This is a genomic window from Streptomyces sp. NPDC001393 (genome assembly GCF_053597455.1).
Map to the genome: position 1 here is coordinate 69554 of NZ_JBSFIH010000008.1, position 25869 is coordinate 95422.

Annotated in this window: 25 protein-coding genes and 2 pseudogenes; 13 read left to right on the forward strand and 14 right to left on the reverse strand. The window is 73.2% G+C overall.

The window, feature by feature from the left end; translation table 11 throughout:
• The first annotated feature begins 63 nt into the window (after positions 1-63).
• Entirely contained in the window at positions 64-1032 is a 969-nt protein-coding gene (locus ACWC2T_RS12210) for an aldo/keto reductase (protein WP_450670273.1), read from the forward strand.
• Between the two features lie 12 nt (positions 1033-1044).
• Here the strand turns inward: ACWC2T_RS12210 and ACWC2T_RS12215 are convergent, their stop codons facing one another.
• Positions 1045-1854 carry a phytanoyl-CoA dioxygenase family protein gene (locus ACWC2T_RS12215; protein WP_450670274.1) on the reverse strand — a complete coding sequence of 270 codons (810 nt, stop codon included), beginning with the start codon at positions 1852-1854 and terminating at the stop codon, positions 1045-1047.
• A gap of 74 nt (positions 1855-1928) precedes the next feature.
• On the opposite strand from ACWC2T_RS12215, the gene ACWC2T_RS12220 reads away from it, so the two are divergent.
• Together ACWC2T_RS12220 and ACWC2T_RS12225 are read left to right on the forward strand one after the other, a co-directional pair.
• On the forward strand, positions 1929-2846 hold the full coding sequence (locus ACWC2T_RS12220) for a helix-turn-helix domain-containing protein (RefSeq protein ID WP_450670275.1): 918 nt from the start codon (positions 1929-1931) through the stop codon (positions 2844-2846).
• 282 nt (positions 2847-3128) lie between these two features.
• Entirely contained in the window at positions 3129-5294 is a 2166-nt protein-coding gene (locus ACWC2T_RS12225; RefSeq protein ID WP_450670276.1) for an RICIN domain-containing protein, read from the forward strand.
• Positions 5295-5408: 114 nt separating this feature from the next.
• Here the strand turns inward: ACWC2T_RS12225 and ACWC2T_RS12230 are convergent, their stop codons facing one another.
• The 3 genes from ACWC2T_RS12230 to ACWC2T_RS12240 form a co-directional block, all read right to left on the reverse strand.
• Positions 5409-6647, reverse strand: coding sequence for a hypothetical protein (locus tag ACWC2T_RS12230; protein WP_450670277.1), 1239 nt, complete (start codon positions 6645-6647; stop codon positions 5409-5411).
• Positions 6648-6855: 208 nt separating this feature from the next.
• Positions 6856-7539 carry a DUF4232 domain-containing protein gene (locus ACWC2T_RS12235; protein WP_450670278.1) on the reverse strand — a complete coding sequence of 228 codons (684 nt, stop codon included), beginning with the start codon at positions 7537-7539 and terminating at the stop codon, positions 6856-6858.
• A gap of 153 nt (positions 7540-7692) precedes the next feature.
• A complete protein-coding gene (locus ACWC2T_RS12240; RefSeq protein WP_450670279.1) occupies positions 7693-9084 on the reverse strand; it encodes a serine/threonine-protein kinase in 1392 nt (463 codons plus the stop codon).
• Positions 9085-9129: 45 nt separating this feature from the next.
• Here ACWC2T_RS12240 and ACWC2T_RS12245 point away from each other — a divergent pair, with 45 nt between their 5' ends.
• A complete protein-coding gene (locus ACWC2T_RS12245; protein ID WP_388764434.1) occupies positions 9130-9678 on the forward strand; it encodes an RNA polymerase sigma factor in 549 nt (182 codons plus the stop codon).
• Between the two features lie 3 nt (positions 9679-9681).
• Here the strand turns inward: ACWC2T_RS12245 and ACWC2T_RS12250 are convergent.
• Positions 9682-10188: pseudogene (locus ACWC2T_RS12250) on the reverse strand (SpoIIE family protein phosphatase); the annotation flags it as partial.
• Between the two features lie 127 nt (positions 10189-10315).
• Entirely contained in the window at positions 10316-10825 is a 510-nt protein-coding gene (locus ACWC2T_RS12255) for a methylated-DNA--[protein]-cysteine S-methyltransferase (RefSeq protein WP_450670280.1), read from the reverse strand.
• A gap of 177 nt (positions 10826-11002) precedes the next feature.
• Between ACWC2T_RS12255 and ACWC2T_RS12260 the strand changes: the two genes are divergently transcribed.
• The 3 genes from ACWC2T_RS12260 to ACWC2T_RS12270 all read left to right on the forward strand — a co-directional run bounded on the left by ACWC2T_RS12260 (position 11003) and on the right by ACWC2T_RS12270 (position 13784).
• Positions 11003-11242 carry a hypothetical protein gene (locus ACWC2T_RS12260; protein ID WP_351211870.1) on the forward strand — a complete coding sequence of 80 codons (240 nt, stop codon included), beginning with the start codon at positions 11003-11005 and terminating at the stop codon, positions 11240-11242.
• A gap of 3 nt (positions 11243-11245) precedes the next feature.
• Positions 11246-11623 carry a hypothetical protein gene (locus ACWC2T_RS12265; RefSeq protein ID WP_030739759.1) on the forward strand — a complete coding sequence of 126 codons (378 nt, stop codon included), beginning with the start codon at positions 11246-11248 and terminating at the stop codon, positions 11621-11623.
• A gap of 436 nt (positions 11624-12059) precedes the next feature.
• The gene (locus ACWC2T_RS12270) at positions 12060-13784 is read left to right on the forward strand and encodes an RICIN domain-containing protein (RefSeq protein WP_450670281.1); all 1725 of its coding nucleotides are present in this window, start codon (positions 12060-12062) and stop codon (positions 13782-13784) included.
• A 26-nt stretch (positions 13785-13810) separates the two neighbouring features.
• Here ACWC2T_RS12270 and ACWC2T_RS12275 read toward each other — a convergent pair whose 3' ends face one another.
• The 4 genes from ACWC2T_RS12275 to ACWC2T_RS12290 all read right to left on the reverse strand — a co-directional run bounded on the left by ACWC2T_RS12275 (position 13811) and on the right by ACWC2T_RS12290 (position 18065).
• Positions 13811-14980 carry a lactate 2-monooxygenase gene (locus tag ACWC2T_RS12275; protein WP_450670282.1) on the reverse strand — a complete coding sequence of 390 codons (1170 nt, stop codon included), beginning with the start codon at positions 14978-14980 and terminating at the stop codon, positions 13811-13813.
• Positions 14981-15048: 68 nt separating this feature from the next.
• Positions 15049-15744 (reverse strand): alpha/beta fold hydrolase, encoded by a 696-nt coding sequence (locus ACWC2T_RS12280; protein WP_450670283.1) that lies wholly within the window; start codon positions 15742-15744, stop codon positions 15049-15051.
• Between the two features lie 10 nt (positions 15745-15754).
• Positions 15755-17347, reverse strand: a complete 1593-nt coding sequence (locus tag ACWC2T_RS12285) for a purine-cytosine permease family protein (RefSeq protein ID WP_450670284.1) — start codon at positions 17345-17347, stop codon at positions 15755-15757.
• Between the two features lie 154 nt (positions 17348-17501).
• Complete coding sequence (locus ACWC2T_RS12290) at positions 17502-18065, reverse strand: hypothetical protein (protein ID WP_450670285.1); 564 nt, start codon at positions 18063-18065, stop codon at positions 17502-17504.
• Positions 18066-18399: 334 nt separating this feature from the next.
• Between ACWC2T_RS12290 and ACWC2T_RS12295 the strand changes: the two genes are divergently transcribed.
• Positions 18400-18834 (forward strand): subtilase-type protease inhibitor, encoded by a 435-nt coding sequence (locus ACWC2T_RS12295; protein WP_450670286.1) that lies wholly within the window; start codon positions 18400-18402, stop codon positions 18832-18834.
• Between the two features lie 201 nt (positions 18835-19035).
• Here ACWC2T_RS12295 and ACWC2T_RS12300 read toward each other — a convergent pair whose 3' ends face one another.
• The 4 genes from ACWC2T_RS12300 to ACWC2T_RS12315 all read right to left on the reverse strand — a co-directional run bounded on the left by ACWC2T_RS12300 (position 19036) and on the right by ACWC2T_RS12315 (position 21829).
• Positions 19036-19212, reverse strand: a complete 177-nt coding sequence (locus ACWC2T_RS12300; protein WP_450670400.1) for a CDGSH iron-sulfur domain-containing protein — start codon at positions 19210-19212, stop codon at positions 19036-19038.
• Positions 19213-19473: 261 nt separating this feature from the next.
• Positions 19474-19653 (reverse strand): hypothetical protein, encoded by a 180-nt coding sequence (locus ACWC2T_RS12305; RefSeq protein ID WP_450670287.1) that lies wholly within the window; start codon positions 19651-19653, stop codon positions 19474-19476.
• 57 nt (positions 19654-19710) lie between these two features.
• Complete coding sequence (locus ACWC2T_RS12310; protein ID WP_450670288.1) at positions 19711-20208, reverse strand: methyltransferase family protein; 498 nt, start codon at positions 20206-20208, stop codon at positions 19711-19713.
• A 112-nt stretch (positions 20209-20320) separates the two neighbouring features.
• On the reverse strand, positions 20321-21829 hold the full coding sequence (locus ACWC2T_RS12315; protein WP_450670289.1) for an MFS transporter: 1509 nt from the start codon (positions 21827-21829) through the stop codon (positions 20321-20323).
• Positions 21830-21960: 131 nt separating this feature from the next.
• Here ACWC2T_RS12315 and ACWC2T_RS12320 point away from each other — a divergent pair.
• The 5 genes and pseudogenes from ACWC2T_RS12320 to ACWC2T_RS12340 all read left to right on the forward strand — a co-directional run.
• Positions 21961-22209 (forward strand): annotated as a pseudogene (locus ACWC2T_RS12320) (ArsR/SmtB family transcription factor); the annotation flags it as partial.
• A gap of 27 nt (positions 22210-22236) precedes the next feature.
• Positions 22237-22764 (forward strand): SRPBCC family protein, encoded by a 528-nt coding sequence (locus ACWC2T_RS12325; RefSeq protein WP_450670290.1) that lies wholly within the window; start codon positions 22237-22239, stop codon positions 22762-22764.
• A gap of 349 nt (positions 22765-23113) precedes the next feature.
• Positions 23114-23953 carry an SDR family NAD(P)-dependent oxidoreductase gene (locus tag ACWC2T_RS12330; protein ID WP_450670291.1) on the forward strand — a complete coding sequence of 280 codons (840 nt, stop codon included), beginning with the start codon at positions 23114-23116 and terminating at the stop codon, positions 23951-23953.
• A gap of 6 nt (positions 23954-23959) precedes the next feature.
• Complete coding sequence (locus ACWC2T_RS12335; RefSeq protein WP_450670292.1) at positions 23960-24886, forward strand: DMT family transporter; 927 nt, start codon at positions 23960-23962, stop codon at positions 24884-24886.
• Positions 24887-24948: 62 nt separating this feature from the next.
• Positions 24949-25677 (forward strand): polysaccharide deacetylase family protein, encoded by a 729-nt coding sequence (locus ACWC2T_RS12340; RefSeq protein WP_450670401.1) that lies wholly within the window; start codon positions 24949-24951, stop codon positions 25675-25677.
• Positions 25678-25869: the final 192 nt, after the last annotated feature.

Sequence of the window (25869 nt, forward strand, 5' to 3'; positions counted from 1 at the left end):
CGGTGCCCTGGTCACGCCGTAGGCTCGTGGGTGACCATCGTCCCGAAGGCAGGAGCAGCAACGATGCAGTACGTGAAGCTCGGTTCGACGGGCCTGGACGTCTCGCGGATCTGTCTGGGCTGCATGACCTACGGCCTGCCCGACCGCGGCGTCCACGAGTGGACCCTCGACGAGGAGGCGTCCCGCCCGCTCATCCGGCAGGCGCTGGAGGCGGGCGTCAACTTCTTCGACACCGCCAACGTCTACTCCGACGGCACCAGCGAGGAGATCGTCGGCAAGGCGCTGCGCGACTTCGCGAACCGTGACGAGATCGTGCTGGCCACCAAGGTGAACGGCCGGATGCGGCCGGGCCCCAACGGCGCCGGACTGTCCCGCAAGAACATCATGACGGAGATCGACCACAGCCTGCGCCGCCTCGGCACCGACTACGTCGACCTCTACCAGATCCACCGCTTCGACCACGCGACCCCCGTCGAGGAGACGATGGAGGCGCTGCACGACCTGGTCAAGGCGGGCAAGGTCCGCTACATCGGGGCGAGTTCGATGTACGCCTGGGAGTTCTCCAAGTTGCAGTACACGGCGGAGCGGCACGGTTGGACGAAGTTCGTGTCCATGCAGAACCACTACAACCTGCTCTACCGCGAGGAGGAGCGGGAGATGCTGCCGCTCTGCGCGGACCAGGGCGTCGGCGTACTGCCGTGGAGCCCGCTCGCCCGGGGACGGCTCACCCGGGACTGGGGCACCGTCACCGAGCGCAGCGCGAACGACAACTTCGGCAGCCGCCTGTACCTGGAGAGCGACCGCTCGATCGTCGAGGCCGTCACCCGGATCGCGAACGACCGCGGCGTGCCCCGCGCCCAGGTGGCCCTCGCCTGGCTGCTGCACCAGGACACGGTGGCGGCACCCATCGTCGGCGCCGCCAAGCCGCACCACATCGAGGACGCGGTGGCCGCGGTCGAACTGCGGCTGACCGAGAAGGAGACCGAGGAACTGCAGCAGCCGTACACGCCGCGGGCGATCAGCGGCCACTGAGGTTCTGCCGGCTCAGTGGGGTCCGCGCGGTACGAACTCCGTGCCGCACGGCCCCGCCCCCTCGCTCTCCGGCAGCGCAATCCGCTCACCCGACATCGTGAGCGTCCGGTAGTAGCCCCCGATCCGCTCGGCCGACCGGCCCACGTAGTGCCCGATGAACGAGCGCCGGAACCGGTCCGCCGAGCGGTTGGGCCCGGAGCCGTGCACCAGGCTGCCGTTGAAGAACAGCACATCGCCCGGCGCCAGATCCACCGGAACCGGGGTCAGTCCAGCCGGCGGCGGAACGTACTCACGGGCGAACGACACGTCCTCGTCCGCGAGTTCGGGACAGAACAGGTCCATGCGGTGGGTGCCCGGGACGACCTCGAGCCCGCCGTTGTCCCGGTCGATCGGCTCGCAGGCCACCCAGGCCGCCACACATGTCCCCGGCTCGACCCGCAGATAGAAGTTGTCCTGGTGCAGCGCCTGTCCCCGGGCACCCGGCGGCTTGAAGTAGAACATGCTCTGCGCGGCCAGCACCTCCTCGCCGAACAGCACCTCCAGCACCGCCCCCAATCGGGCGTCCAGCAGGAACTCCCGTGCCACCGCGCTGAATTCGTGCGGCTGCATCACCCGGGGATACCGGCGCAGCGGGTCGGGGTCCGCCGGGCACGGCTCGAAACGGCCCGGCACCGGGCCGGCCGCGCGCAGCGCGGCGAACGCGGCGCACAGCCGCTCGGCCTCGTCCCGGCCGAACAGTCCTCGTACGACGATGAATCCGTCCTCCTCGAACCGTCGCCGGAGCGCCTGCGGCAGGATGGCGGTGTTGTCCGTGGCTGTCATGTGTCCCCTCCCGGGTGTCCGGTGGTCACGTGGTCACTCACCCGCCACGCTAGGCAGACGCCGCCGACGGGAGGATGCCCGTGCATGCTGAGGACCTGCCCGTGACTGCTGTCGCGGCCGATCCCTCCCCGCCGCCCGGACTCGTGGTGACCGGCCGCTACGACCAGCGGCCGGGCTACGGGGTCAACCGGCCCCGGGGATCGGACAGTTGGTTGTTCACCTTCACCTTCGGCGGCTGCGGACTGCTCAGCCAGGGCGCCGCGCGGGCCCGGGCCGGTGCCGGGGACCTGGTGGTGCTCGCTCCGGGCACCGGCCACCGCTACACCGTCGCGCCCGGCGCCGACGGCTGGCGGTTCTGGTGGACGCACTGCCAGGCCCGCCCGTCCTGGACGGCCTGGCTCGCCCCCTACGCCCTGTCCGACGGCCTGTACGCCGTGACATCCGTACCCGGCGCCCTGCACGGCCGTATCGGCGCGGCGTTCGGCCGGATGCTCGCCGACGCCCGCGGACCGGCCGAGGACACCCCGAGCGAGGACAACCGGCGCGAGCCGGACCCGGTGGCCGTGGCCCACGGCAGCCTGGCGCGGGAACTGGCCCTGTGCGCGCTGGAGGAGGTGGTCCTGCTCGCCGTCGGCGGGGCCCGCGCGCGGCCGCCCGCACCGGACGCCGACGCCCGGGTGCGCCGGGCCGAGGAGTTGATGGCCGCCGACCCCGGCGCCCCGCACACCGTCCGCTCGCTCGCCGAGAGTGTCGCACTGTCCCCGTCTCGTTTCGCCCACCTCTTCACCCTGTGCACCGGGCGGTCGCCGATGCGGGCGCTGCGCGAGGCCCGGCTGCGGCACGCGGCCCGGCTGCTGGAGGCCACCGACCTCACGGTGGAACGGGTGGCGGCGGCCTGTGGATTCAGCAGTCCCTTCCACTTCAGCCGGGTTTTCCGGGAACGCTACGGAGTGCCGCCCGGCGCCTACCGGGCGGGTGGGAAGGGCGAATAAGGGTTAGAAAAGGATTTCCTTGAATCCGCGTCAATAAGAAATCGCGGCGCGATGGGTGTCGGTAATCGAAAGATCCCTTGTTCGCGCCTGTGCGACTGTGCGAAAGTGTGCGCTGTCGGCGCGCAGGGCACATCGCATTTCCGCTGTATGCGCCAGGCCGCTCCCCGTACACCCCCCACGCTTCAAAAGAGCCGCCTCAGGTGGACGTTCGAGCAGCCCCACCACCGTCCCATACTGATTGGTATGGACTAATTTCCGTATCACGTCTGGAGGAATGCAGTCGTGAATGAGGCAGGCCGGTCGGACGAGCAACTCGGTGCCGAGCTGAAGAAGTGGACGGGCGGGACACCCGCCCTCCATCCCGTCGGTGAACTCCTCGACCGGCACTGGGAAGCGGCCTTCGCCTACGCGCGGTTGTGCACGGACGGAACGCGTGCCGCGGGCATGCTCACCACCGCCGCCTTCACCCGGCTCTTCGGGGAATCGCTCCGGCAGTCCGGTCCGACCGCCGCCTGGCGGCCCCATGTGCTGGTCGCCGTCCGGCGGATCGCGGCCGAGTGGGACGCCGACGGCCGCCAGGAGCTCCTCCACCCGGAGCTGCGGTCCGCCGCCACCGGTGAGCGTGCGGCCGCGCGGCTGCTGCCGCCGCCCGGCCGGCGCCTGCTGTCCCGGGCGTTCCAGCGGGTGCCGCAGACCTCCCGTGCCGTGCTGTGGCACACCGAGGTCGAGGCCGAACCGCTCGCCGTACCGGCGGCCCTGCTCGGCCTGGACGAGGAGGACGCCCGCGTCGAGCTCCGCCGGGCCCGGGAACGGCTGCGCGAGGAGTGCCTGCAGGTCCACCGCGAACTCGCCCCCGAGAACGAGTGCCGGCGCTATCTGCGCATGCTCGACGTGACGTTCCGGCGCGGGGGAGTCGACATCGACCCCGATCTGCGCGAGCACTTGGGCCGCTGCGGCCACTGCAGCCGGACGGCCGACCAACTCGCCGCGTTCAATACGGGACTTGGCCTCGCCCTCGCCGAAGGGGTCCTCGGCTGGGGCGCCCACGCCTACGTGGACTCCCGGGCGACCCGCGCCGAGGAGCCGCCCGAACCGGCCCCCCACCCCCAGACCGTCGCGCCCCCGTCCGGCGAGCCCCTCCTGCCCACCGAGCCACCACACCGGAGCGGTTCCGCCGAGTCCGCGGGGTGGACCGGCTTCGCCGAGTCCCCGCGTCGGGACGGTTCCCCCGGGGACAGCCGCGGTGGTTCCATCGGCGGCAGGCGTCGGGGCGGCACCGCCCGAGCCGTGCACCGCCGCGTCTCCGCAGCCGACGCCGACGCGTCCGCCTCCGCCGGGTCCACTCCGGCTGCTGCGGCCGCCACGTCCGCCTCCGCCGACTTCGCCGGTGCTGCCTCCGCCGCCGATGCATCAACCTCCGCCTTCGCTTCAGCCGATGCCGCTGCCCCCGCGTCCGCCGCCGGTTCCCCGTCCGCCCCTGCCTTCGCCTCCCCGGCGGGCTCGTCCGCCGCCGGTGCGCCGGGCGGCAGCCCCGGGGGCACCGCCACCTCCGGGCGGTCGGCGCATCGTGCCGCCCGTGCGCGCCGGGTCCGGCGGCGCCATCTGGCCCTGGCCGTCGTCACCGTCAGCGGGCTGGTCGTGCTGCCCCTGGTGTTGTGGTCGGTGCTCGGGTCCGATGACGGACCGGCCCCGGCCGGCCACTCCTCCCCGGCGCCCGGCAGGGACGCGCCGAGTCCCGGCGCCTCCTGGGCCGGGGCGCACGCGGCGGGACAGGGCACCCTGTACGGCCGACTGCACAACCTCGCCTCCGGACTGTGCGTCGGCGTCGTGGGCAAGAAGGCCGTCAAGGGCGCCGAGACCGAACTCGCGCCCTGCTCCGCGATCCCGAGCCAGCAGTGGACGTACGAGACCGACGGGCTGCTGCGCAACTCCGCCGCGCCGGGCCTGTGCCTGGACTCCCACCTCGGCTACTCGGTCCGCCTCGCCCCGTGCACGGCCACCGGCGACGCCGCCAGGAACATCCGCTACGACTTCACCCTCCAGGGCGCCCTGATACCCCGCTGGAACCAGGACCTGGCCCTCACCCCGGCCGCCACGGACGGCTCCGGTGCCCTGGTCCTCAAGAACCGTGCCCCCGGCGCCGCCCAGCGGTGGACCCTCGACACCGCCAAACCCGATCTGCAGATGCAGAACGTCAACTGGGACAGCGAACACTCCCCGTCGCCGACCACCACCCCGCATCCGACAAGCCCCGAGCCCGCCCCGACCAGGAGCACCGCATCGCCCACCCCGAGCCCCACGGACCCGAAGTCCGGTCCGGCGCCCACGCCGTCCGCCCCGTCGGACCCCTGCTCGGCGCATCCGTACTACTGCGGACGGGGCGGCGGATACGACGGCGGAGGAGGCTACGGAGGTGGGGGCTACGGCGGCGGATGGCACCGGCGCTGAACTCAGGGGTGGTGCGGCGAGGGCGGCGGGATCGCACCCCCACCACCTCCCGCGCGACCCGGACCGACCGTTGCTCGCGCACGCAGTGCTGCGCACCGCGTCCACGCAGGCGGGCTACGACGCCGTGCTGCCCGCCGCGCCCAGGAACTCCGCCCAGCCGCCCGTCGGGTACGCTCCCGGCACCAGCGTGCGCAACTTGCGCAGCACCGCCGGGTCCTGCGCCTCCAGCCAGGCCACGAGCTGCTTGAACGACACGAACCGCACGTCGTCGCCGTACGCGGCCATCTTCCCGATCGCCTCCTCGACGGCGTCCATGTAGATGCCACCGTTCCAGCGCTCGAAGTGATTGCCGATGAAGAAGGGGGCGCGGTTGGTCGTGTAGGCGCGCTGGAAGCCGGCGACATAGGCATCCCGGGCCTGGGTGCGCCAGGCGTCGTACTGGGCTCGGTCACCGTTGGGGTTGCCACCGGACTGGTTGAACATCATGTTGTAGTCCATCGACAGCACCTGGAAGGAGTGCCCGGGGAAGGGTATGGACTGCAGCGGGAAGTCCCAGATCTTCCCGCCCTGCACCTTGTGCGGCCAGATCTGGAGCCCGCCGGGGGAGCTGGCGTCGTACTTCCAGCCGAGGGCCGCCGCTGTGGGCAGCAGGTTGGACTGGCCCTCCAGACAGGGGGTGCGGCCGCCGATCAGCTCCTTGTCGTAGTCGAAGGGCAGCGGTTCGAGGTCGGTGAAGCCGGTGTTGGTCTTCCACTGCTTCACAAAGCTCTTGGCCTGGTCTATCTCGCTGCGCCACTCGGCCGGGGACCAGTTGCGGACGCCGTCCGCGCCGCAGAAGTGCCCGTTGAAGTGCGTGCCTATCTCATGGCCCTCCAGCCAGGCTGCGCGGACCTGCTGGAGGGTGGCGTGGATGTGCCGGTCGGCGAGATAGCCGATGGCGGAGGCGCCGACCGGGTGCTGCGGCGGACGGTACAGGTGCTTCTTGGACTCGGGCAGCGTGTAGATGCCGCTGAGGAAGAACGTCATCTTGGCGCCGTGGTCGGCGGCGACCTTGCGGAACCGCGAGAACAGCTGGTTGCTCAGCTCGCCCGCGCCGTCCCAGGAGAAGACGACGAACTGCGGGGGCTTCTGACCCGGCTTCAGCCGCTCGGGCGCCGGCTGGTGCGGCTGGGCCCCGGTGTCGGCCGTGGAGCCGTCGCCGATCGGCTTCACCGGCCGGGCCTGCGCGGTGCCCTTGCCGTCCCCCGGGCCGCCGTCCAACAGGCCGGTGCCGGAGGAGCACGCGGCCAGCGTGCCCAGGGCGCCCGCCGCCGCCCCCGCCGTCAGCAACCGCCTGCGTGAGATCCCGCTCATCCTGCTCCCCGATTTCCTTGTCACGGCCCCTGCGGGGCCTGCTCGCCGGTGTGGGTCGACGGGTTCGATGACACGGGTCGCGGAGAAGATCGCGGCCCACGGCGCCTGTTGCCGTCCTGTGACACTTGTGGCGCGAGCATGACGGACCCCGCCACCCGGGGAGTGGGCAGCGGGGGTCTCGGGGGCGTACGGGGGGTGTACGGGACAGTCAGGGAGCCGTGCCGGGGCTGAACACTGACAGGAAGACGGACGAGGAGTTGCCGGAGACGGGCACCGCTCCGCCCGTCCACGTCACCTTCAGCGAGTCGCGCTCGTCCGGCGGCGTCACCAGCAGCGCGGCCGGGGTGGCCGTCGTGGCGCCGCTGATGCCGGGATTGGAGAAAGTCAGCCCGGCCCAGGCGCTCTGCCCGGGCCTGAGGGTGATCGTCGAGGGGGAGCCCGACTCACGCTTGGGGTCCGGACCGAGCTGGCTGCCGGAGGCACTCTCGAACGCCGCGCCCGGATAGCCGCGCACCGTGCAGGTCCGGCCGGACCTGTTGGTGAGGACGACCGGGAAGTTCTCCTGGCCGGCGCCCGGGTCGTTGCGGCCCACCGAGGCGCTCAGCTCGGAGGTGTGGCAGCGGGAGCTCGCCGCGGCCGCGGTCGTACCGCCGCCACTCGCGGAGGAGGCCGCCTTGGACGGGGCGGCACCGGTGGACGTGGCGGCCGGGGCGGAGATGGCGGACGTCGGGCTCTTCGTGGTGCCCGTCGCCGGTGCCGCCGTACCGGAGGCCGTGACCGGTGGGTTGCTGTGGACGTCCTTGCCGTTGCCGCAGGCGGTCAGGAGGCCCAGCACGGCGACCGTGCCCACGAGCAGGGCCCCGTGCCGCGCGGACCGGGGTGCGTTCACCATGTCGCTCAACACTCCTGGATGGTCAGGGCACGCGCGGGACCGCGTGCCTGAAGGCGCCGGGTGCGCCGTCACCACACTCCGATGCGTGCGGCACCGGAAAAGTTCGGCACACACAGGATTCTTTTCCCCGCTGTGACCGCCGGCAGGCGCCCGTCAGGTCACGCTCAGCGAACGGAGTATCCCCTCGGTCGCGTCCCCGGCGCCCCGCTGGCGCACCTGCACATACACCTGGGGCTGCCCGGCGCCGCCCGCCGGGACCAGAGCGGACTCCGTGACCGAGCCGCCGTCCGGGCAGCCGCTCCAGGCCCGCACCAGGCCCCGCCAGTCGGCGTCGGCGAAGGTGCGGCTGCCGGAGTAGCGGCAGCCCGTGTGGGTGAGGGCCTTCACCTTCGCGGTGACATCGCCGTGCTCGCTCACCCCGACGAACACGCCGTCCACCGCCGTGCCCAGATCGGGCCACCGGGCCAGCTCGTCGGCCACCACCAGCCCCGGTTCGTGCCCCTTGCCGAGCCCCAGCGCGCCCGGATCCCAGCCGGAGTCGCGCAGCTGGCGGCCGAAGCCCGCCGGCACCGTGACGGACAGCCGCCCGGTCGAGTCCGAGACCCGCACCTGGTCCGAGGAGCCGCCCGGGTGGAGCGCCAGGGTCACCGCGCCCGCGGCCGCCACCGCGGTGAGGACGGCGGCCACGGTCAGCGTCACCGTGTTCAGCCGGCCGCGCACCCCGTCCAGCCGCCGGAGGGGCCGCGGCGCGGGCGGCCCCGCCGCCAGCCGGTCCAGCTCGTCCGCGAACACCTGCGCGCCGGGCCAGCGGCGCGTCCGGTCCGGCTCCAGCGCGCGCAGCAGCGCCCGCTCCACGGCCTCGCCGAGGTCCGGCCGCAGCCGCCGGGGCGGTACGACCCGTCCCGGAGGACCCGGCACGGTGCCGGTGACCAGCTCGTAGCCGACCGCGCCCAGGCTGTAGACGTCGGCCCGCTCGTCGATGCCCTCGCCGGGCTCGGCCTGCTCGGGCGGCTGATAGCCGGCCGAGCCCGCGGCCAGCGTGAGCACCGAGGCCTGCGCGAGGCTCTTGGCGAGCCCCAGATCGGCCAGCAGCACCCGCCGGGTGCCGTCCGGGGCCGTGTGCAGCAGCACGTTGGTCGGCTTGATGTCCCGGTGCACGATCCCCGCCTCGTGCAGTGCGGCGGCGGCCCGCGCGGCCTCGGCCGTGAGCGCGAGCGCGTGCCCCACCGGCAGCGGCCCGCCCGCCAGCAGGTCGGCGAGCGTGCCGCCGTCGGCGTACTCCATCACGAAGTACGGCCTGCCGTCGGGGAGTTCACCGATGTCGTAGACCTGCACCACACGGTTGGAGCCGGCCCGGCGCAGCAGCCGGGCCTCGGACAGGAAGCGGTCCCTGATGTCGAGCCGGTGCGCCCAGTTCTCGGCGAGGACCTTCAGCGCGACCGGCGCCTGGAGCTCGTCGTCATGGGCGAGCCAGACCGTGGCGAAGGCGCCGGTGCCCAGCGGCCGTTCGAGGCGGTAGCGGCCGATCCGCCCAAGCGATTGCATACGACTATCATGCCTGGCCTGAGATCGACTCGAAGGGGGACCCCGGTGCAGGACCAGGCGCCGATGGAAGACCTCGCCCGGCGGGCCGCCGCCGGCGACAGCGCGGCCCTGGATCGGCTGCTCACCGAGATCCGGCCGGAGGTCCTGCGCCGCTGCGGGCGCTTCCTGCCGTGCCGGGAGGACGCCGAGGAGGCCGCGCAGGACGTGCTGCTCCAGGTGGCCCGGCACATCTCCCGCTTCGAGGGGCGCAGCCGGTTCAGCACCTGGCTGTACACCGTGGTCGCCAACTGCTGCCGGCAGAAGTACCGCGAGCTGAAGCGGCGGGCCGCCGAGCAGCCGGCCGCCATCGAGCCCTCGTACGCCGTCGACCCGCGCACCACCAGCGTCATCGCCGGTTCCCGGGTGGACCTCCTGGAGGCGCTGGACCGGCTGGAGCGGACGCATCCGCACCTGGTGGCACCGCTGGTCTACCGCGACATCTGCCAACTGGACTACGCGGAGGTCGCCGAGCGGGTGGGCATCCCGCTCGGCACCCTGAAATCCCGCCTGCACGAGGCCCGCAAACAGGTACGGCCGTGGCTCGCGGGCTCCTGAGTCCTACTGCCCCGCCTGGTCCGTCTGGTCCGCCTCGAACAGCGACAGTTCCGCCCAGATCGTCTTGCCCTCCGGGGCGTGCCTGCTGCCCCAGCGCTGGGTGAGCTGGGCGACCAGCAGCAGGCCCCGGCCGCCCTCGTCGAAGATCTTGACCCGGCGCAGGTGCGGGGCGGTGTGGCTGGTGTCGGAGACCTCGCAGATCAGCGTGGCCGCGCCGTGGATCAGCCGCAGCCGGATGGGGTGCGAGCCGTACCGGATGGCGTTGGTGACCAGTTCGCTGACCACCAGCTCCGACTCGAAGGGCAGCCCGCCCAGACCCAGCGGGGGACCGGCGGGCACGTCCAGTGCCCGGGGCGCGACGCCCGGCCGCAGGACCACCGGCGGCGGATGCCCGGCGCGGGCCACCGTGCAGTGTCCGGAGACCGGGTCGTAGACGGCGTACACACACTTCGCGCCGGCCTCGCCGGGGCTGCCCGCCTCGCCGGGGCCGGCGCCTTCCCCGGACACCCGGCCGGCGAGAGCAGCGGGCCGGTGGGCGCGTTGCCGTGCTCGTCCAGCTCGGCCGCCACCGCGGCCCAGTCCGTGCGGGCCACCCGGCGGCGGGCCTCGGCCGGGGTGAGCGTGATGACCGCCTCCTTCACACCAGGGTCGGCTGCAGCGCGCCCTCGTGTGTGAGCAGCCACAGCTTGCGCTCGACGCCGGCCGCGTACCCGCGCATCGAGCCGTCCGCGCCGATCACCCGGTGGCAGGGGCGGACGATCAGGAGGGGGTTGGCGCCGAGCGCCCGGCCGACCGCGCGCAGTTCGGCGCGCGGCACACCCAGCCGGGCGGCCAACTCGCCGTACGTGGTGGTCGTGCCACAGGGGACGTCCTCGACGGCCTGCCACACGGCCCGCTGGAACGGGGTGCCGGCGACGGCGAGCGGCAGCTCGAAACGGGTACGGCGGCCCGCGAAGTAGGCGTCCAACTGCCGGTGCGCCTCGGCGAACGGACCGTCGTCGCGGTCCTCGGCGCGGACGGCGGGCGCGCCGCGCTGCCCCGGCATGCCGAGCGAGCCGAGCGTCAGGCCGGCCGGTGAGACCAAGCCCGTCAGCAGCAGGTCGCCCAGCGGGCTCGGGTGGACGGTGTGGACGGTGCGTGTACTCATGGCAGGGCTCCTGTGGTTCCGCTTCAGGCTTCTCTCCGTGCTGCCGAGTCTGCTGCCTCCCGCGCCCCGTGACCGGCGGGAAGCGGACATGGCCCTCGGACCCGTCGGGTACCGTCCCAGAGGGCGTCTGACCTGCAGGTATTTACGGGTAAGTACCCGCGCGGTACCGTGAGGGGCATGCCAGCTCTCAACGTGGAGTTCAGCGATCGGGAACTCGAGGACCTGCGGCAGATCGCCAAGGAGCGCGGTACGTCGATGAAGGCCCTCGTACGCGAGGCCGCGGCCGCCGACATAGCCCGGCACCGCGCCCTGCAGGAGGGCGCCGCGGCCTTCCGGCAGTTCTTCGCCGCGCACGCGGAGGAGTTCGCGGCGGCCTTTCCCGACGACGAGTCCCCCGCGAAGGACGAGGCAGCCTGACGCATGCCCTCCGTCATCCACATCGACGTCCCCTGGCTGCTCCAGCGCCACGAGGAGGTCCTGCCCGACCAGCCCGCGGTCGACGACTTCTCCGCCCTGGTCGCCGCCGTCGCCCGGCACCGCGTCGATCCGCCCCGGCTTGGCGTGGACTCCGACCCCGCCTGGCGGGCCGCCGCCCTGCTGCACACCCTCGCCGTGCTCAAGCCGCTGCCCGCGGCCAACGCCCGCTTCGCCTGCGCGACCGCCGTGGCCTACATGTTCGTCAGCGGCGTCGGCATCGACCCGCCCTACGGCGCCCTCGTCGACCTCGCCCGCGATCTGATCTCCGGCAAGACCGACGTGTACGGCGCGGCGGACCGGTTGCGCTCCTGGCAGATCTGAGCGGATCCCGCGGGGTGCGTCCCGCTCCGGCCGGCGGGGGAAGCCGCCGGGGCCGCCGGCCGGGGCAGGGTGGGCGGGGCCGCCGGCCGGGGGCGGGAGGAACGGGACCGGCGGCCGGTTTCGCGCGTGCCCCAGTCCACTACCGGGCCGCATGCCTCGGAAGCGTGCGCGGCCCGGCGGTTGTGTGCGCGTGCTTCACACGGGGCGTGTGAAATACCGAAGGTGTTTCCTGACTTTCTTTCAAGGTCGGCGAGGTTGTGCGGGCGCCTTGTTGCTCGTGTGGAAGTTGTGCAAGGGTTGAAACGACCGTGCGGGGGTAAAATCCGGGGCTCTTCCGGCAGTTGCAGAACTTCACCGGCCGAGGGCCGACCAATTCCTTCCCCGGCGCGTCGCAGAGGTACGCATCAACGCACGTCGCACCAAAGGAACCCGCTCAGTGCCCACCCCCCACCCCCCTCGTCCTCCCTATCCGCCGGGCGGCGACCCCGGAGAATCCGACGAGTCGCTCGCCGGTCCGCTGCGGGCCGGCTCCGACGCGGAGGCCTCCCGGTCCGCCGCCCTGCTGATGGCCCGGCACTGGCAGCCCGCGCACGACTACGCGGTCGTCTGCCTGGCCCTGACCGGGCCGCTCGCCCACATGGTCACCGCCACCGCCTTCCACCAGGTCCTCGGCCGGCTCGCGCTCGGCGAACCCGCGGAGGCGCTGCGGCCCCGGCTGCTCGTGGCGGTCCGGGACACGGTCGTCAACTGGTCCGGCACCGACCGGATCACCGCCGTACTGCCTGGTCTCGGGAAACCCGCCGGCGGCCGCGGTATGCGCGCCGCGAAGACCCTGATACCGGAAAACCGCGCCCTGTCCGACCGCTCATTTCACGCCCTTCCCCGGCTGGAGCAGGCACTGCTCTGGCACATCGAGGTCGAGGCGGAGCCGATAACCGTTCCCGCCGGACTGCTCGGCCTGGACATCGAGAGTGCGGCGGTCGCGCTGGAACAGGCGCGCGACACATTCCGGGAGGGCCTGGTACGCGCCCACCGGGAACTCGCACCAGGCAAGGAATGCCGCTACTACAACCGTCTGCTCGACGTTCCGATCCGCCGTGGCGGCGCCCTGCTGCCCGACGTCCAGGAGCATCTGTCCTCCTGTTCCCACTGCCGCCACGCCGCCGAGCAACTGGGCCACACCGATGCCGCGTTGGGCGTGCTGCTCGCCGAGGCCGTGCTCGGCTGGGGCGCCCGCCGCTACCTCGACTCGCGTCCCGGCCGCCGCCCCGGACCCGCCCGCACCCGCGGTGGCTCCCGGCGCTCCGGCGGACGCCGGCGCGGCAGTGACCGGCGCGAGGGGCCCGGCCTGCTCACCCGCGCCGTCCTGACCGGCAGCCGGCGTCGCGCCGACGGCGAACCCCGGTCCCGCATCCCGGAGTCCCGCGGCCTGCGGCACGGCGGCGAGCCCGGACCGCTCGCCCGGATCGCCGGCACCGCCTGGTCCTCCAGGAGCCTGCTCACCGGGGTCGGCGTGGTCTCGGCGGCGCTGCTCGCCACCGTCCTCGCGATCAGCGTGTGGCCGGACGGCGGGGACGGCACCGACCCGGTCGCCTCCACCAGCGCCGTCCCCGGCAGCGCCACCGGCCAGTCCCCGCCCGCATCCGGCGCGGCGCCCGGCACCGCGCGACTGCCCACCGCCGGCCGCCCCACCCGGCTGCGCAACGCCGCTGCCGAGCTGTGCCTGGACATCAAGGGCACACCGCAGGCCGGTGCGGGCGCGGTCCTCGCCGTCTGCTCCTCGGCACCGACCCAGCAGTGGACGTACGAGGCCGACGGGCGCCTGCGCAGCGCGGCCGCCTCGGGGCTGTGCCTGGACTCGCACGCCGACGCCGGAGTGGTGATCCTCGGCACCTGCGCGGACGCCGGCGCGAAGCGAGGCGACGACGTGCGCTACGACCTCACCGCGCAGGGCGAGTTGCTGCCCCGCTGGGACCGGACGCTCGCCCTCGCCACGACCGCCGACACCGCGGGCGCCGACCTCGTGGTCAAGGTCCGCGACGGCTCGTCCGGCCAGCGCTGGGTGACCGACGAGGAATCGGCGAGCCCGGGCTCGCTGTCGATCGCTGGTACGGGCGGTCCACCGGCACGGTCGGCGGCGTTGCCGGAGCGGCACGCCTAGGGTTGCAGTGCTGCCGGGCCGTCAGGTCAGCTCGGATCCTCGGTCAGGTCCGCCGCCGTCACCGTCCCCGGGCCGGTGTGCCCGGACAGGGCCAGTGTCAGGTCGAACTCCGCCAGCACGCACCGGATGACATGCTCGACGCCGGCCTGTCCGTCCAGCCCGAGCCCGTAGACGTACGGCCGCCCGAGGAGCACGGCCCGTGCGCCGAGGGCGAGGGCCTTGAACACGTCGTCGCCGGTGCGCACCCCGCTGTCGAACAGCACCGTCAGCCGGTCGCCGACCGCGTCCGCGACCCGGGGCAGCGCATCGGCCGCGGCGAGGGAGCCGGCCACCTGCCGGCCGCCGTGGTTGGAGACCACCACGCCGTCCACCCCGGCGTCGGCGGCGAGCCGGGCGTCGTCCGGGTGCAGGATGCCCTTGAGCACCATCGGACCGTCCCAGTGCTCCCTGAGGAACGCCAGGTCCGGCCAGGTGTGGCCGGCGTCCCCGAACAGAGAGAGGAAGTGCAGCACCGCCGCGTTCGGGTCCTCGTGGACGGGCCGCGCGAGCCCGGCCTGGAACGCCGGGTCCGTGAAGTAGTTCGCGGTGCCCACCCCGTGCAGGAACGGCAGATACGCCTGGTCCAGGTCGCGCGGCCGCCACGCCAGCAGCGGGGTGTCCAGGGTGACGACGAGCACCGAGAACCCGGCGGCCTTCGCCCGCTCGAGGAAGCTCCGCGTCACCTCACGGTCCTTGCCCCAGTACAGCTGGAACCACCGCTCGGCGTCCCCCATCGCCTCCGCGACCTGCTCCATCGGCGTGCTCGACGCCGAGGAAAGGGTGTACGGCACCCCCTGCGCGGCGGCGGCCCGGGCGGCGGCGGACTCGGCGTCCGGATGCATGATCGACAGCACGCCGACGGGCGCCAGCGCGAGCGGTGCCGGCAGTGCCCTGCCGAACAGCTCGACGGACAGATCGCGCTCGGCCACGTCGCGCAGCATGCGCGGCACGATCCGGCGCCGGGCGAGCGCGGCCCGGTTGGCGCGGGCCGTGCTCCCGTCGCCCGCGCTTCCCGCCACATACCCCACCGGGCCCGGACCGAGCCGGTGTTCGGCCAGCTCCTCCAGACGGGTCAGGTCGGTGGGGAGCCGGGGCACGGCGCCTGTCATCCCGTTCAGATAGATCTCGTACTGGAAGTCCGCCCAGTGCTTCGCCATCCGGCCGTCCCGCCTCTCGTCGCTGAGTACGCGTGCAGAGCGACGATACTGGCGGGTAGCCGGGAGTCTCAGTGGCGGGTGGCCGCCTCGTCCAGGATGCGGACCAGTTCCGCCGGCGTGGAGAACATCGGCCAGTGCCCGGTGTTCAGCTCCACCAGCTCCCAGCGCCCGCCCTGCAGGGCCTCGGCGACGGCGGGCAGCGGGGTGCGGCCGTCCAGCAGGCACTTGATGTACGTCGCCGGCAGCTCGCCCAACGGCTGCTTCAGCACGGCCGGTTCGGTGAGCGTGGCGGCAGGGTGCGGGGTGCCGTCGGTGAGCAGCCGGTCGATCTGCTCGTCAGTGAGGTCCTGGTCCGCGTAGGCGGCCGCGGGCAGGAGCGGCCACACGCCGTCGTGCTGGGCGAGGGCCTGCCGGATGTGGTCGCTCGGGAAGCCGTCGAGGAACGACACGCCGTCCGCCGGCACGTTGGAGTCGACGAACACCACCCGGCGCAGCCGGTCACCGATCCGCTCGGCCGCCTGTCCGACGGGGACGCCCGAGTAGCTGTGCCCGACCAGGACGACGTCCCGCAGGTTCAGCCGCTCGACCTCCAGCACGATGTCCTGGACGTGCGTCTCCTGCCCTGCGGGCAGGTCCTTCTTCTCGGCGAGTCCGGACAACGTCAGGGCGTGCACGTCGTGCCCGGCGGCGCGCAGTCCGGGCGCCACCTCGTCCCACGCCCATGCCCCCAGCCACGCGCCCGCCACCAGTACGAAGTGAGTCATGGCCGACAACCTAGTGCACGGGTGTGTCAACCACCCCTTCCCGACCGGTCGTTGACGCCCCGGGGCCGGTGATCGCAGGTACCGGGACCTCGACCGTGCGCACCAGCCGGGCACCCTCGGGCCCGTACGCCGCCCGGGGTTCGGGGAACAGCCGCAGCAGCGTCAGGAACAGGACGGCGGCCACCGCCAGCGAGAGCGGCAGGCTGATGTCGACCCCGTCCGCCAGGTCGCCGAGCGGGCCGACGAACTGGCCCGGGATGTTCGTGAACAGCACGCCGATCACCGCCGCCACCCACCAGGCGGTCATGCCGCGCCAGTTCCAGCCGTGCGCGAACCAGTAACGGCCGCCGCGCTGACGGCGGTTGAAGACCTGCAGCGCGTCGGGGTCGTACCAGCCGCGCCGGGTGAAGAAGCCGAGCATCATCACGACCATCCACGGCGTGGTGCAGGTGATGATCATCGTGGCGAACGTCGAGATCGACTGCACGAGGTCCAGGCCGAACCGGCCGACGAAGATGAACGCGATGGACACCACGCCGACCAGGAGCGTCGCCTGCACGCGGGACAGCTTCGGGAACACCGAGGAGAAGTCCAGGCCGGTGCCGTACAGCGAGGTGGTGCCCGTCGACATGCCGCCGATCAGGGCGAGCAGACACACCGGCAGGAAGAACCAGCTCGGCGAGATCGCCAGCAGCCCGCCCACGAAGTCGGGCGCGGCCGGGTCGACGTACTTCGGCGCCTTCGTCGCGATGATGCTCGCGGTCGCCAGGCCGAAGACGAACGGCAGCAGCGTGGCGATCTGGGAGAGGAACGCGGCCCCGATCACCTTGCGGCGCGGGGTGCCGGCCGGGATGTAGCGCGACCAGTCGCCGAGGAACGCGCCGAACGACACCGGGTTGGACAGCACGATCAGGGCCGCGCCGATGAACGACGGCCAGAACATCGACCGAGTCGCCGCGTCCGCCGAGGCCGTGAACTCACCGGCGTACGACGGGTCGAAGTCACCGGCGAAGGCGATCGCGCCGAGCAGGAACAGCGCGGTCGCCGAGGTCACGGCGACCTTGTTGACGAACAGCATGAACCGGAAGCCGTAGACGCACACCGCGAGCACCAGCCCGGCGAACAGGGCGTATGCGACGACGTACGACGGCGTGCTGCGCTCCAGGCCGAACAGCCGGTGCGCGCCGCCGACCAGGGCGTCCCCGGAGCTCCACACCGAGATCGAGAAGAACGCGACGGCCGTCAGCAGCGACAGGAACGAGCCGACCACCCTGCCGTGCACGCCGAGGTGCGCGGAGGACGAGACCGCGTTGTTGGTGCCGTTGACCGGGCCGAACACGGCCATCGGGCACAGGATCAGGGCGCCCACGACGACCCCGAGGACGGTGGCCGCGAGTCCCTGGCGGAAGGAGAGCCCGAACAGGATCGGGAACGCGCCGAGCACGCAGGTGGAGAAGGTGTTCGCGCCGCCGAAGGCGAGCCGGAACAGGTCCAGCGGGGTCGCGGTGCGGTCCGCGTCGGGGATGCGCTCGACGCTGTAGGGTTCGACCTCGGTGAGGGACGGCGGGGGCGCGGTCGGCGAGTCGGGGGTCTGAGGGGTCACGGAGGGCTCCAGCGAGGTCGCGGCGGTGGAGCGCTTGGTGGCGCGGCGGTGCCGGACGGCCCTTGTGCCGCAGGGGTGTTACGGCATGGCAAGGGCCGCCCGGAGCGGTGTGCCGACGGTAGGGCTCCGGCGCGGACCTGGGCCAGAGGATGATTCATCCATCTTCGCCGTCGTCATTGGATGAATCGGCCACCTCCTCCGTGTCGGGTCCCTGCGCCCGCACCCGCTGGACGTGTTCCAGCGACTCGCGCAGCTCGGTCAGCCAGTCCTCGGTGTGACGCTGGACCAGGCGCACGCACCAGGCGAGGGCGTCACTGCGGCTGCGGGCGACGCCTGCGGCGATGAGGGTGTCGAGCACCTGGCGCTCCGGCTGGCGCAGCCGGGTCATGACCGGCGCGGCCACATGGGTGAACAGGGCGCGCTCCGGGCCGCAGACCACGCCCCACGAGACCTTGCGGCCGAACAGGTGCTCGGCCTCCCGGGCCACCTCCATCCGGTCCCCGCGGGTCCGCTCGCGGAACTCCTGGATCCGGGCGCGCCGGGCGGTCTCCCGCTCGGCCTCCGAGGCTCCCTCGGCGAACCGCGGCTCGGGGATGCGGCCGATCACCGTGATCTCCTCGCGGTCGGCGGCGACCTCGGCCGGTTCCTCGAAGAGATCGTCCGGCAGGCGGCCGGCGAACCAGCCGCGCAGCTTCTCTTTCTGCTCGTCTGTAATCATGTAATCAGCATTACGTCGCCTCCTTCATGAACGCAAGGAGTCGTGAAGGCATCGTGAAAGCTTTCACTCGCAGTGAACCCGGAATGTTTCAGGCCGATTAACGAGCCGGTGGTTTTCGGCCATGTGACCGCTTTCAGCGATCAAGAACCGCTCAGTTGCGCGGTCAGAGCCGATTATTTCCGTAACTTCACGCCACTGTTTCAACACGCAAGGTTACTGAAACCCGAGGGTTCGATGTGTGTTTCGGCGGCGGACTCGGCAGAGTGGCGCTCGCCGCTCCGGCGCAGACCGGGCCGGAGCCGGCACCGTCTATCCGAGCGGAAGGATGCACACAATGCGGAACACCGCGCGCCGGGCAGCGGCCATCGGCCTCACGGCCGCCGCCGTTTGCGGATCCCTGACCGGGGCCGCCGTCGCTGCACCGGGCGCCGCCCCGTCGTCGCTCTACGCCCCCTCGGCGCTGGTCCTCACCACGGGCCACGGCAGCGACGCGGCCACGGCCACCCCCGAGCGCGCCGTCACCCTGACCTGCGCGCCCACGGCCTCCGGCACCCATCCCGCAGCGGCGGCGGCCTGCGCCGAACTACGCGGCACCGGCGGCGACTTCGGCGCCCTGAAGCCCGCCGACGACGTGTGGTGCAACATGCTGTACGACCCGGTCGTCGTCACCGTCCAGGGCGTCTGGCAGGGCAAGCGCGTCTCCTACGAGCGCACCTTCGGCAACACGTGCGTGCGCGACTCCGTGGGCGGCGGCGTCTTCGCCTTCTAGGACCGGGATCGCAGCCGGACCCCGCATACGCCGGAACAGGTCCGCAACCGGGGAGTGCGGCCCCTGGAGCGGGGTACCTGCGATCTCGCACCGGAACCGACGGGCGGAGTGGGGCCGCCCGCCGGCTTCCGGGCACACAGCCGCTCCCCGGGCGGGGCCCGTGGGGGGCCTTTCCCGGGGAGCGGCGAAAAACAGCCCGTTTCAACCGCTGTCCTGGGCTTTGCGCCGGTGACTCGTGTCGCACCAGCGGCAGCGGCGACTGCGCCGGCAGGTGCACAGAGCAACCCGGAAACGGTCCGACGACACCCTGGTGCCGTCTTCCAACTCGACCTCCACCGGCCCCTCCACGAGCAGCGGCCCCTGCGGACCGAAGGGGATCCAGCGGCGCCGGAGCGCATGGTCGGTTGCCGTGCTGCGGGAGCGCGTGGGTCGTCGCCGTGCCACGGGAACGTATACGGGTGGTCGCCTTGCTCGGGGGCCGTATCCGGGGGGTCGTCCCGTCCCTGGCACGTACAGGCACGTACGATCCCCCTCGCCCGCGCCCCGTCCCTGGAGCACACGGGCGGTAGCCGCGGCCGCGGGAACGCACACGTGGTTCCTCCGCCCGGGAACGCGCCGCTGGTCCCGCGTCCGGTCTCCTCAGTCCTCCTCGGCCTGCTCCTGTGCCTCGGTGTTCGGCGTGGCGGCGTCCCCGGCCTTGCCGGCGGCGGCCTTGTCCTCGTCGCGCTTCTCGGCCTCCTCGACCTCCCGGAGCACTTCCTGCAGGGCGGCGTCGAACTGTTCCTTGCGGTCCTTCTCGTCGTCTTCCTCGCCGGACATGGCCTCTCCTTCCACCACCGTGCCCCTGATCAGCTGAGTTACCCGCCGACGGCGTTCTCAAGCACCCGGCCGGGCAGCGCGCCGGGGACACCAGACGGGCACCTGACGCCGGTAGCGCTCATAGTCGGCGCCGAACCGCCGCACCAGTCCCGGCTCCTCGTACCAGCGGACGAACCCCCAGGTCAGCACCCAGGCGCCCGCGGCGTAGGCGAAGAGCACCGGGCGGGCGAGCAGCAGGCCCTGTCCCGCGAGTACGGCGACCACCGCGACGTAGATCGGATTGCGCACGTACCGGTAGGGGCCGCTCACCACGAGCCGGGCGGGCGGCGCGACCGGCGCCGGCGTGCCGAGCCCCTCCAGGGCGAACCGGGCGAAGGCCGCCAGAATGACGACGGCACCGGCCGCCAGGGGCAGCAGGCCGAGCAGCCGCAGCGGCAGCCACCAGTGGCCGCCCCGCCAGCCGCCGGTCAGCCACCACGGCACCAGCACGGCCGCGCTGCCGGAGACGAGGACGAGGAACAGGGCGCTGCCGAGCGCCGCCGACGCCTTGCGCATGCCCCCCACCATGGCAGGGCGAAGGGCCGCCGTCTCCCTGCTGACGGCGGCCCTTCGGGCTCGGTGGTGCGAGGTGTCACATCGGTCGTCACATCGGTCGTCAACTCGGTCGTCACATGTGGACGACCGGCGCCGCTTCGGCGTCCTGCCGCGGCACCCCGCGCCGGTAGAGCAGGAAGGCGAGCAGTGCGCCGACGGCGAAGAAGCCCGCGGACCACCAGAAGGCGGTCGTGTAGCTCTCGATCGTCGCCTGCGCCCGCACCAGCTTGCTGGTGGCGTCCCGGCCGGAGAGGTAGTCGGTGGCGGCGCTCGCGGCGAGGGTGTTCAGCAGGGCCGTGCCGATCGAACCGCCCACCTGCTGCATGGCGTTGACGGTCGCGGAGGCCACGCCCGCGTCCTCGGCGGCGACCCCGCCGGTGGCCAGCTGCATGGCCGTCGGCATGACCAGGCCGAGACCCACGCCGATCACGATCAGCTGGGGCAGTACCGCGCTCAGGTAGTGCGAGCCGACGCCGATGCCGGTCAGCCAGGCCATGCCGGCCGTGGCGACCGCGAAGCCCAGCGGGATGACCGCCTTCGGGCCGATCCGGGGCAGCAGGACCGTGGTGCCCGCCTGGGCCGTCACCATCAGCGCGCCGACCATCGGCAGGAACGCCACACCGGTCTTCGTCGGGCTGAAGCCGAGGTTGAGCTGGAGGTAGTAGGTCAGGAACAGGAACACGCCGAACATGCCCGCGCCGGTGATCAGCACCGCGAGGAAGGAGGCCGCGCGGTCGCGGTCGAGCAGGATGCGCAGCGGCAGCAGCGGGTGCGCGGCCCGGGTCTGCCACCCGGCGAAGGCCGCGAGCAGCACCCCGCCCGCGAGCAGGAAGCCCCAGGTCAGCGGCGAACCCCAGTCGTGGGTCTCGGCGTTGGAGAAGCCGTAGACCAGGGAGAACAGTCCGGCGGCCACCAGGACCGTGCCCGGCACGTCCAGCTTGGCGTTCTCCGCGTCACGGTGGTTGCCCAGCAGGATCCAGCCGCCCGCGAAGGCGACGACCGCGATGGCCACGTTCACGTACAGGGTCCAGCGCCAGTCCAGCGCATCGGTCAGCACACCGCCGAGCAGCAGGCCCACCGCGCCGCCGGCGCCGGCGATCGCGCCGTACACGCTGAAGGCGCGGGCCCTCTCCCGGGCGTCGGTGAACGTGGTGTTGAGCAGGGACAGCGCGGCGGGCGCGAGCAGCGCGCCGAAGGCGCCCTGCAGGGCGCGGGCGACGACCAGCATGGTGAAGCCGTTCGCGGCGCCGCCGAGCGCGGAGGCCGCGGCGAAGCCGACGACGCCGACGAGGAAGGCGGGCTTGCGGCCGAACAGGTCGGCGATGCGGCCGCCGAGCAGCAGCAGCGAGGCGAAGGCGAGGGCGTACGCCGTCACGATCCACTGCCGGTTGCCGTCGGAGAAGCCGAGGTCGGTCTGGGCGGACGGCAGGGCGATGTTCACGATCGTGGCGTCGAGGACCACCATCAGCTGGGCGACGGCGATGACCGCGAGGATCCACCACCGCTTCGGTGAGGCCGCGGCACCGTGTTCGATCGCGGCGGCCCCCGCTCGGGAGCCTTCGGCCAAGGTTTTCTGGGGCATGGGGCACCACTCCGGGGCAGGTCGTCCGGGCACGGGAAGACGGACAGCTCGTAAACGAAACTGTTTCGTACACAGTGACCTTACGGTACGCCTAGCGAAACGGCAACGTTTCTTTTCTCGTGTATGCCTTGCGCCCCCGGCCCGTCGGGGAGATCGTCGAGGCCTGCGGACTGAGCCAGCCGAGCACCTCCAAGCATCTGAAGGTGCTCCGCGAGGCGGGTCTGGTCCGGGTCCGGCAGGACGCGCAGCGCCGCGTCCACGCCCTCGACCCGGCACCGATCGCCGCACTCGACGCCTGGCTGGAGCCCTACCGCCGGCTGTGGAACACCAGCCTGGCCGCCCTGGGCCGGCGCCTCGACGAGACGTCGGACGACACCTGACACCCCACAGCGAAGGACTGACGCACCATGCCCGTCGACCTCACCGGCACCTACCTGACCCTGGACGACGGCCGCCCCGCCGTCCGGTTCAGCCGCACCTACGACCACCCGGTGGACCGCGTCTGGCACTTCGTCACCGACCCCGACGAACTCCAGCAGTGGTTCCCCTCCCGGGCCGAGATGGAGCTGCGTCCCGGCGGCACCATCCGCTTCAGCGGCGACCCGAACATGCCCGAGTCCACCGGCCGGGTGCTCTCCGTCGACCCGCCCCGGCACCTCGCCTTCGCGTGGGGCGGCGACGAACTCCACTTCGACCTGGAGGCCGTCGGCGACCGGCGCACCCGGTTCACGCTCACCGACGTCCTCGGCGAGTCCGACACCGCCGCCCGCAACGGCGCCGGCTGGGAGGTGTGCCTCGCCGCCCTCGACGCCAAGGCCCACGGCGAGCGCTTCCAAGGGGCGCACGTGGGGGTGAGCGCACCCTGGAAGGAGTTCTACGACGCCTACATCGGCGCCGGTGTGCCCTCCGGGGCTCCCGTGCCGGGCCTGGGCTGACCGACCGCACCGGTCGGTGCACCGGCCGGGGGAGAACCGGTCGGTGCTCCAGGTCGGTGACCACCGCCCGGAGGTCTTCGCTCACCCGTCCGGGTGCCCGACGACGCAGGAGTCTCCGCCCTGCTGACGGCGGCCTTCGTGGAGCCCGTGCCCTGAGCAGGTCGGCGCGGTGCCGGTGATCGGTGACACACCGGGAGTCGACCCGGACCCCACCGGTTCACCTGTCTCCCGCCTCCGGCCAGGCTCCACCGTGCGCGGTGTTTCAGTGTGTGGCGCCCTGGATACACCGCGAAGGTTCGGCCCCGGCGTTCGCGAGCCCGTGTCCACACGTCGCAGTGAGGTCGTCACCATGTCCCACGCCCCGCCCCCCGCAGGACCGTCGAAACGCGCCGGGCCGGTTGCCACCACTGCCCCGGAGGCGGTCCACGGATCCGCCGGTGACCGGGGCGGCACCGCGCTGGTGACGGGTGCCTCCTCGGGCATCGGTGCCGTCGTCGCCCGCCGGCTCGCCGCCGAGGGGGGCTGGCGGCTGGTGCTGAGCGGACGCGACGCCACCCGCCTGGAGCAGGTGGCCGCCCCGCTCGACGCCCTGGCCGTGCCGGCGGACCTGACCCGGCCGGGCGCCGGCCGTCTGCTCACCGACGTGGTCCTGGACCACGCGGGCCGCCTCGACCTGCTGGTGGCCTGTGCGGGCGTGGGCTGGGCCGGCGAGTTCACCGGTATGCCGCATGCGCGGATCGACGAGATCGTGGGCATCGACCTGCTGGCGACCCTGCACCTCGTGCGGGCCCTGCTGCCGCACATGGTCGCGGCCGGCTCGGGGCGCATCGTGCTCATCGGATCCGTCGCGGGCAGCGTCGGCGTGCGCGGCGAGGCCGTGTACTCCGCCGCGAAGGCCGCCCTCGGCGCCTTCGCCGACGCCCTGCGCTACGAACTGCGCCGCACCGGGGTGGGCGTGACCCATGTGATCCCCGGTGCCGTCGACACGCCGTTCTTCGACCGCCGGGGCGCCCCCTACACCAGGGCATGGCCGCGGCCGGTGCCGGCCGAACGGGTGGCGGACGCCGTCCGGTCCGCCGTCCGGCACGGCAGGGACGAGGTGTACGTCCCCGGCTGGCTGCGGTATCCGGCCCTGGTGCGCGGCGTCGCGCCCGGGCTCTACCGGCGGCTCGCCGACCGCTTCGGGTGAACGGCCATGATCGGCGTCACGGTGCTGCTCGCGCTGCTCGCGGCCCTGGCCAACGCGTCCGCGTCCGTGCTGCAGCGCCGAGCCGCCGTTCAGGAGCCGTACGACGAGGGTGGCGTAGGCGGAGTGCGGTCGGCCGTGCGCCGGTTCGGCCGGCTGCTGCGGCGCCCTTACTGGCTCGCGGGCGCCTCGCTGCTGGCGGTCGCGGGGCTGCTGCAGGCCGGGGCACTGGCGGTGGGCAGCCTGGCGCTGGTCCAGCCGCTGCTCGCCACCGAGCTGCTGTTCACCCTGCTGGTGGGTGGTGTCGTCTTCCGGCGCCGCCCCGGACTGTGGACCTGGCTCGCCTTCGTCGCCCTCGCCGCCGGACTGGCCGTGTTCCTGCTGGCGGCCGCCCCGGGCGCGGGCCGGCCGACCGCGCCGCCCGGCGCCTGGCTGCTGGGCGGCGGTGGGGCGCTCGGCCTGGTCGTGCTGCTCGTGGCCGCCGCCCGCCCGGCGGAGGGCGCGCCCCGGGCCGCGCTGTTCGGCCTCGCCTCGGCCGTGTGCTTCGCCACCACCGCCGCGCTGCTGAAGGAAGCCGTGGGGTGGCTCGCACACGGGCCCGCGGCGATGTTCACCCACTGGTCGCCCTACGCCACGGCCGGCGCCGGACTCGTCGCCTTCCTGCTGCTGCAGAGCGCGCTGGGCGCCGGATCCCTCACGGCCTCCCAGCCCGCCCTCACCCTCGGCGACGCGCTCACCAGCGTCGTCCTCGGCTGGGCGCTGTTCGCCGAGGCCGTCCATCTCGGGTGGCGGATGCTGCCGGAGGCGCTCGGCATCGTGCTGATCGGGGCGGGCAGCATCGGACTGGCCCGGGCACCGGCCGTCGGACGGGAGTGGGACGCGCGGTCGCGGAACGGGAAGGGGAGCGGGGGGCGTATGCACCGGACACACGGGTGAGGACACGTACGGAAGGCGGGTGAGTGATGTCGCTTCTCTCCGGGATCCCCGGGATCTCCGGCATGTCCGGCCGTTCATGGCGGACCGCGGCCGTGCTGCTGCCGACCGCCGTCGCCGCCGTGCACATCGGACCGGCGGCCACCTGGCTCCCCGGGGTGCGGCTGCTGCTGTTCCCGCGGCTCGCCGGCACCGGCCGCCGCCGGCACGTCGCGCTGACCTTCGACGACGGCCCGGACCCGCAGTCGACGCCGCACTTCCTCGACGCGCTGGACGACCTCGGCGTCCGGGCGACGTTCTTCGTGCTCGGCGCGAAGGTGGTGCGCCATCCCGCGCTGGTCCGGGAGACCGCCCGGCGCGGACACGAACTGGCCGTGCACGGCTGGACGCACGACCGTCCCTGGCGCCCCGCGCCCGCCCGGGACGCCGAGCAGGTCGCCCGCACCGTCCACGCGCTGTACGACGTCTGTGGCCACCGGCCGCAGTGGTACCGGCCGCCGTACGGGATCCTCACCTCCGGACGCTGGCTGGCCGCCCGGCGGGCCGGGCTGCGGCCGGTGCTGTGGTCGGCGTGGGGCAAGGACTGGACGGCCGAGGCCACCCCGGCGTCCGTGCGGGCCCTGGTCGCGGCGGACCTGCGCGGCGGCGGCACCGTCCTGCTGCACGACTCCGACCGGCTCGGGGCCCCCGGCTGCTGGCGCGCGGCCCTCGGCGCCCTGCCCGCCCTGGTGGCGGACTGCCGAGAGGCCGGCCTCTCGGTCGGCCCGTTGCGCGACCACGGGGCGTTTCGCTGAGCACAGAACGAGCGACGGTCCGACGCGCGGCTGAGCAGGGGCCCGGGGAGCTCCTGGGGCGTCGAGCTCTGCGTCGCCGAGTACTTGACGTGCGGTGGCTGGGCTGGGGGCGGGGGGTTGTTGGGGCGTCGGGTTGTGCGTCGCTGAGTGCTTGGCATGCGGTGGTCGGGCCCGTGGCTGGGCCGGGGGCCC

Bases quoted from the DNA above. Each gene is read 5' to 3' on its own strand.
- ACWC2T_RS12295 (WP_450670286.1), top strand. From the start codon at position 18,400: ATGCGGAACACCGCGCGCCGGGCAGCGGCCATCGGCCTCACGGCCGCC.
- ACWC2T_RS12230 (WP_450670277.1), bottom strand. From the start codon at position 6,647: ATGAGCGGGATCTCACGCAGGCGGTTGCTGACGGCGGGGGCGGCGGCG.
- ACWC2T_RS12235 (WP_450670278.1), bottom strand. From the start codon at position 7,539: ATGGTGAACGCACCCCGGTCCGCGCGGCACGGGGCCCTGCTCGTGGGC.
- ACWC2T_RS12220 (WP_450670275.1), top strand. From the start codon at position 1,929: ATGCCCGTGCATGCTGAGGACCTGCCCGTGACTGCTGTCGCGGCCGAT.
- ACWC2T_RS12290 (WP_450670285.1), bottom strand. From the start codon at position 18,065: ATGATTACAGACGAGCAGAAAGAGAAGCTGCGCGGCTGGTTCGCCGGC.
- ACWC2T_RS12305 (WP_450670287.1), bottom strand. From the start codon at position 19,653: ATGTCCGGCGAGGAAGACGACGAGAAGGACCGCAAGGAACAGTTCGAC.
- ACWC2T_RS12340 (WP_450670401.1), top strand. From the start codon at position 24,949: ATGTCCGGCCGTTCATGGCGGACCGCGGCCGTGCTGCTGCCGACCGCC.
- ACWC2T_RS12315 (WP_450670289.1), bottom strand. From the start codon at position 21,829: ATGCCCCAGAAAACCTTGGCCGAAGGCTCCCGAGCGGGGGCCGCCGCG.
- ACWC2T_RS12210 (WP_450670273.1), top strand. From the start codon at position 64: ATGCAGTACGTGAAGCTCGGTTCGACGGGCCTGGACGTCTCGCGGATC.
- ACWC2T_RS12265 (WP_030739759.1), top strand. From the start codon at position 11,246: ATGCCCTCCGTCATCCACATCGACGTCCCCTGGCTGCTCCAGCGCCAC.
- ACWC2T_RS12330 (WP_450670291.1), top strand. From the start codon at position 23,114: ATGTCCCACGCCCCGCCCCCCGCAGGACCGTCGAAACGCGCCGGGCCG.
- ACWC2T_RS12255 (WP_450670280.1), bottom strand. From the start codon at position 10,825: ATGAGTACACGCACCGTCCACACCGTCCACCCGAGCCCGCTGGGCGAC.
- ACWC2T_RS12280 (WP_450670283.1), bottom strand. From the start codon at position 15,744: ATGACTCACTTCGTACTGGTGGCGGGCGCGTGGCTGGGGGCATGGGCG.
- ACWC2T_RS12325 (WP_450670290.1), top strand. From the start codon at position 22,237: ATGCCCGTCGACCTCACCGGCACCTACCTGACCCTGGACGACGGCCGC.
- ACWC2T_RS12275 (WP_450670282.1), bottom strand. From the start codon at position 14,980: ATGGCGAAGCACTGGGCGGACTTCCAGTACGAGATCTATCTGAACGGG.
- ACWC2T_RS12335 (WP_450670292.1), top strand. From the start codon at position 23,960: ATGATCGGCGTCACGGTGCTGCTCGCGCTGCTCGCGGCCCTGGCCAAC.
- ACWC2T_RS12310 (WP_450670288.1), bottom strand. From the start codon at position 20,208: ATGCGCAAGGCGTCGGCGGCGCTCGGCAGCGCCCTGTTCCTCGTCCTC.
- ACWC2T_RS12215 (WP_450670274.1), bottom strand. From the start codon at position 1,854: ATGACAGCCACGGACAACACCGCCATCCTGCCGCAGGCGCTCCGGCGA.
- ACWC2T_RS12240 (WP_450670279.1), bottom strand. From the start codon at position 9,084: ATGCAATCGCTTGGGCGGATCGGCCGCTACCGCCTCGAACGGCCGCTG.
- ACWC2T_RS12260 (WP_351211870.1), top strand. From the start codon at position 11,003: ATGCCAGCTCTCAACGTGGAGTTCAGCGATCGGGAACTCGAGGACCTG.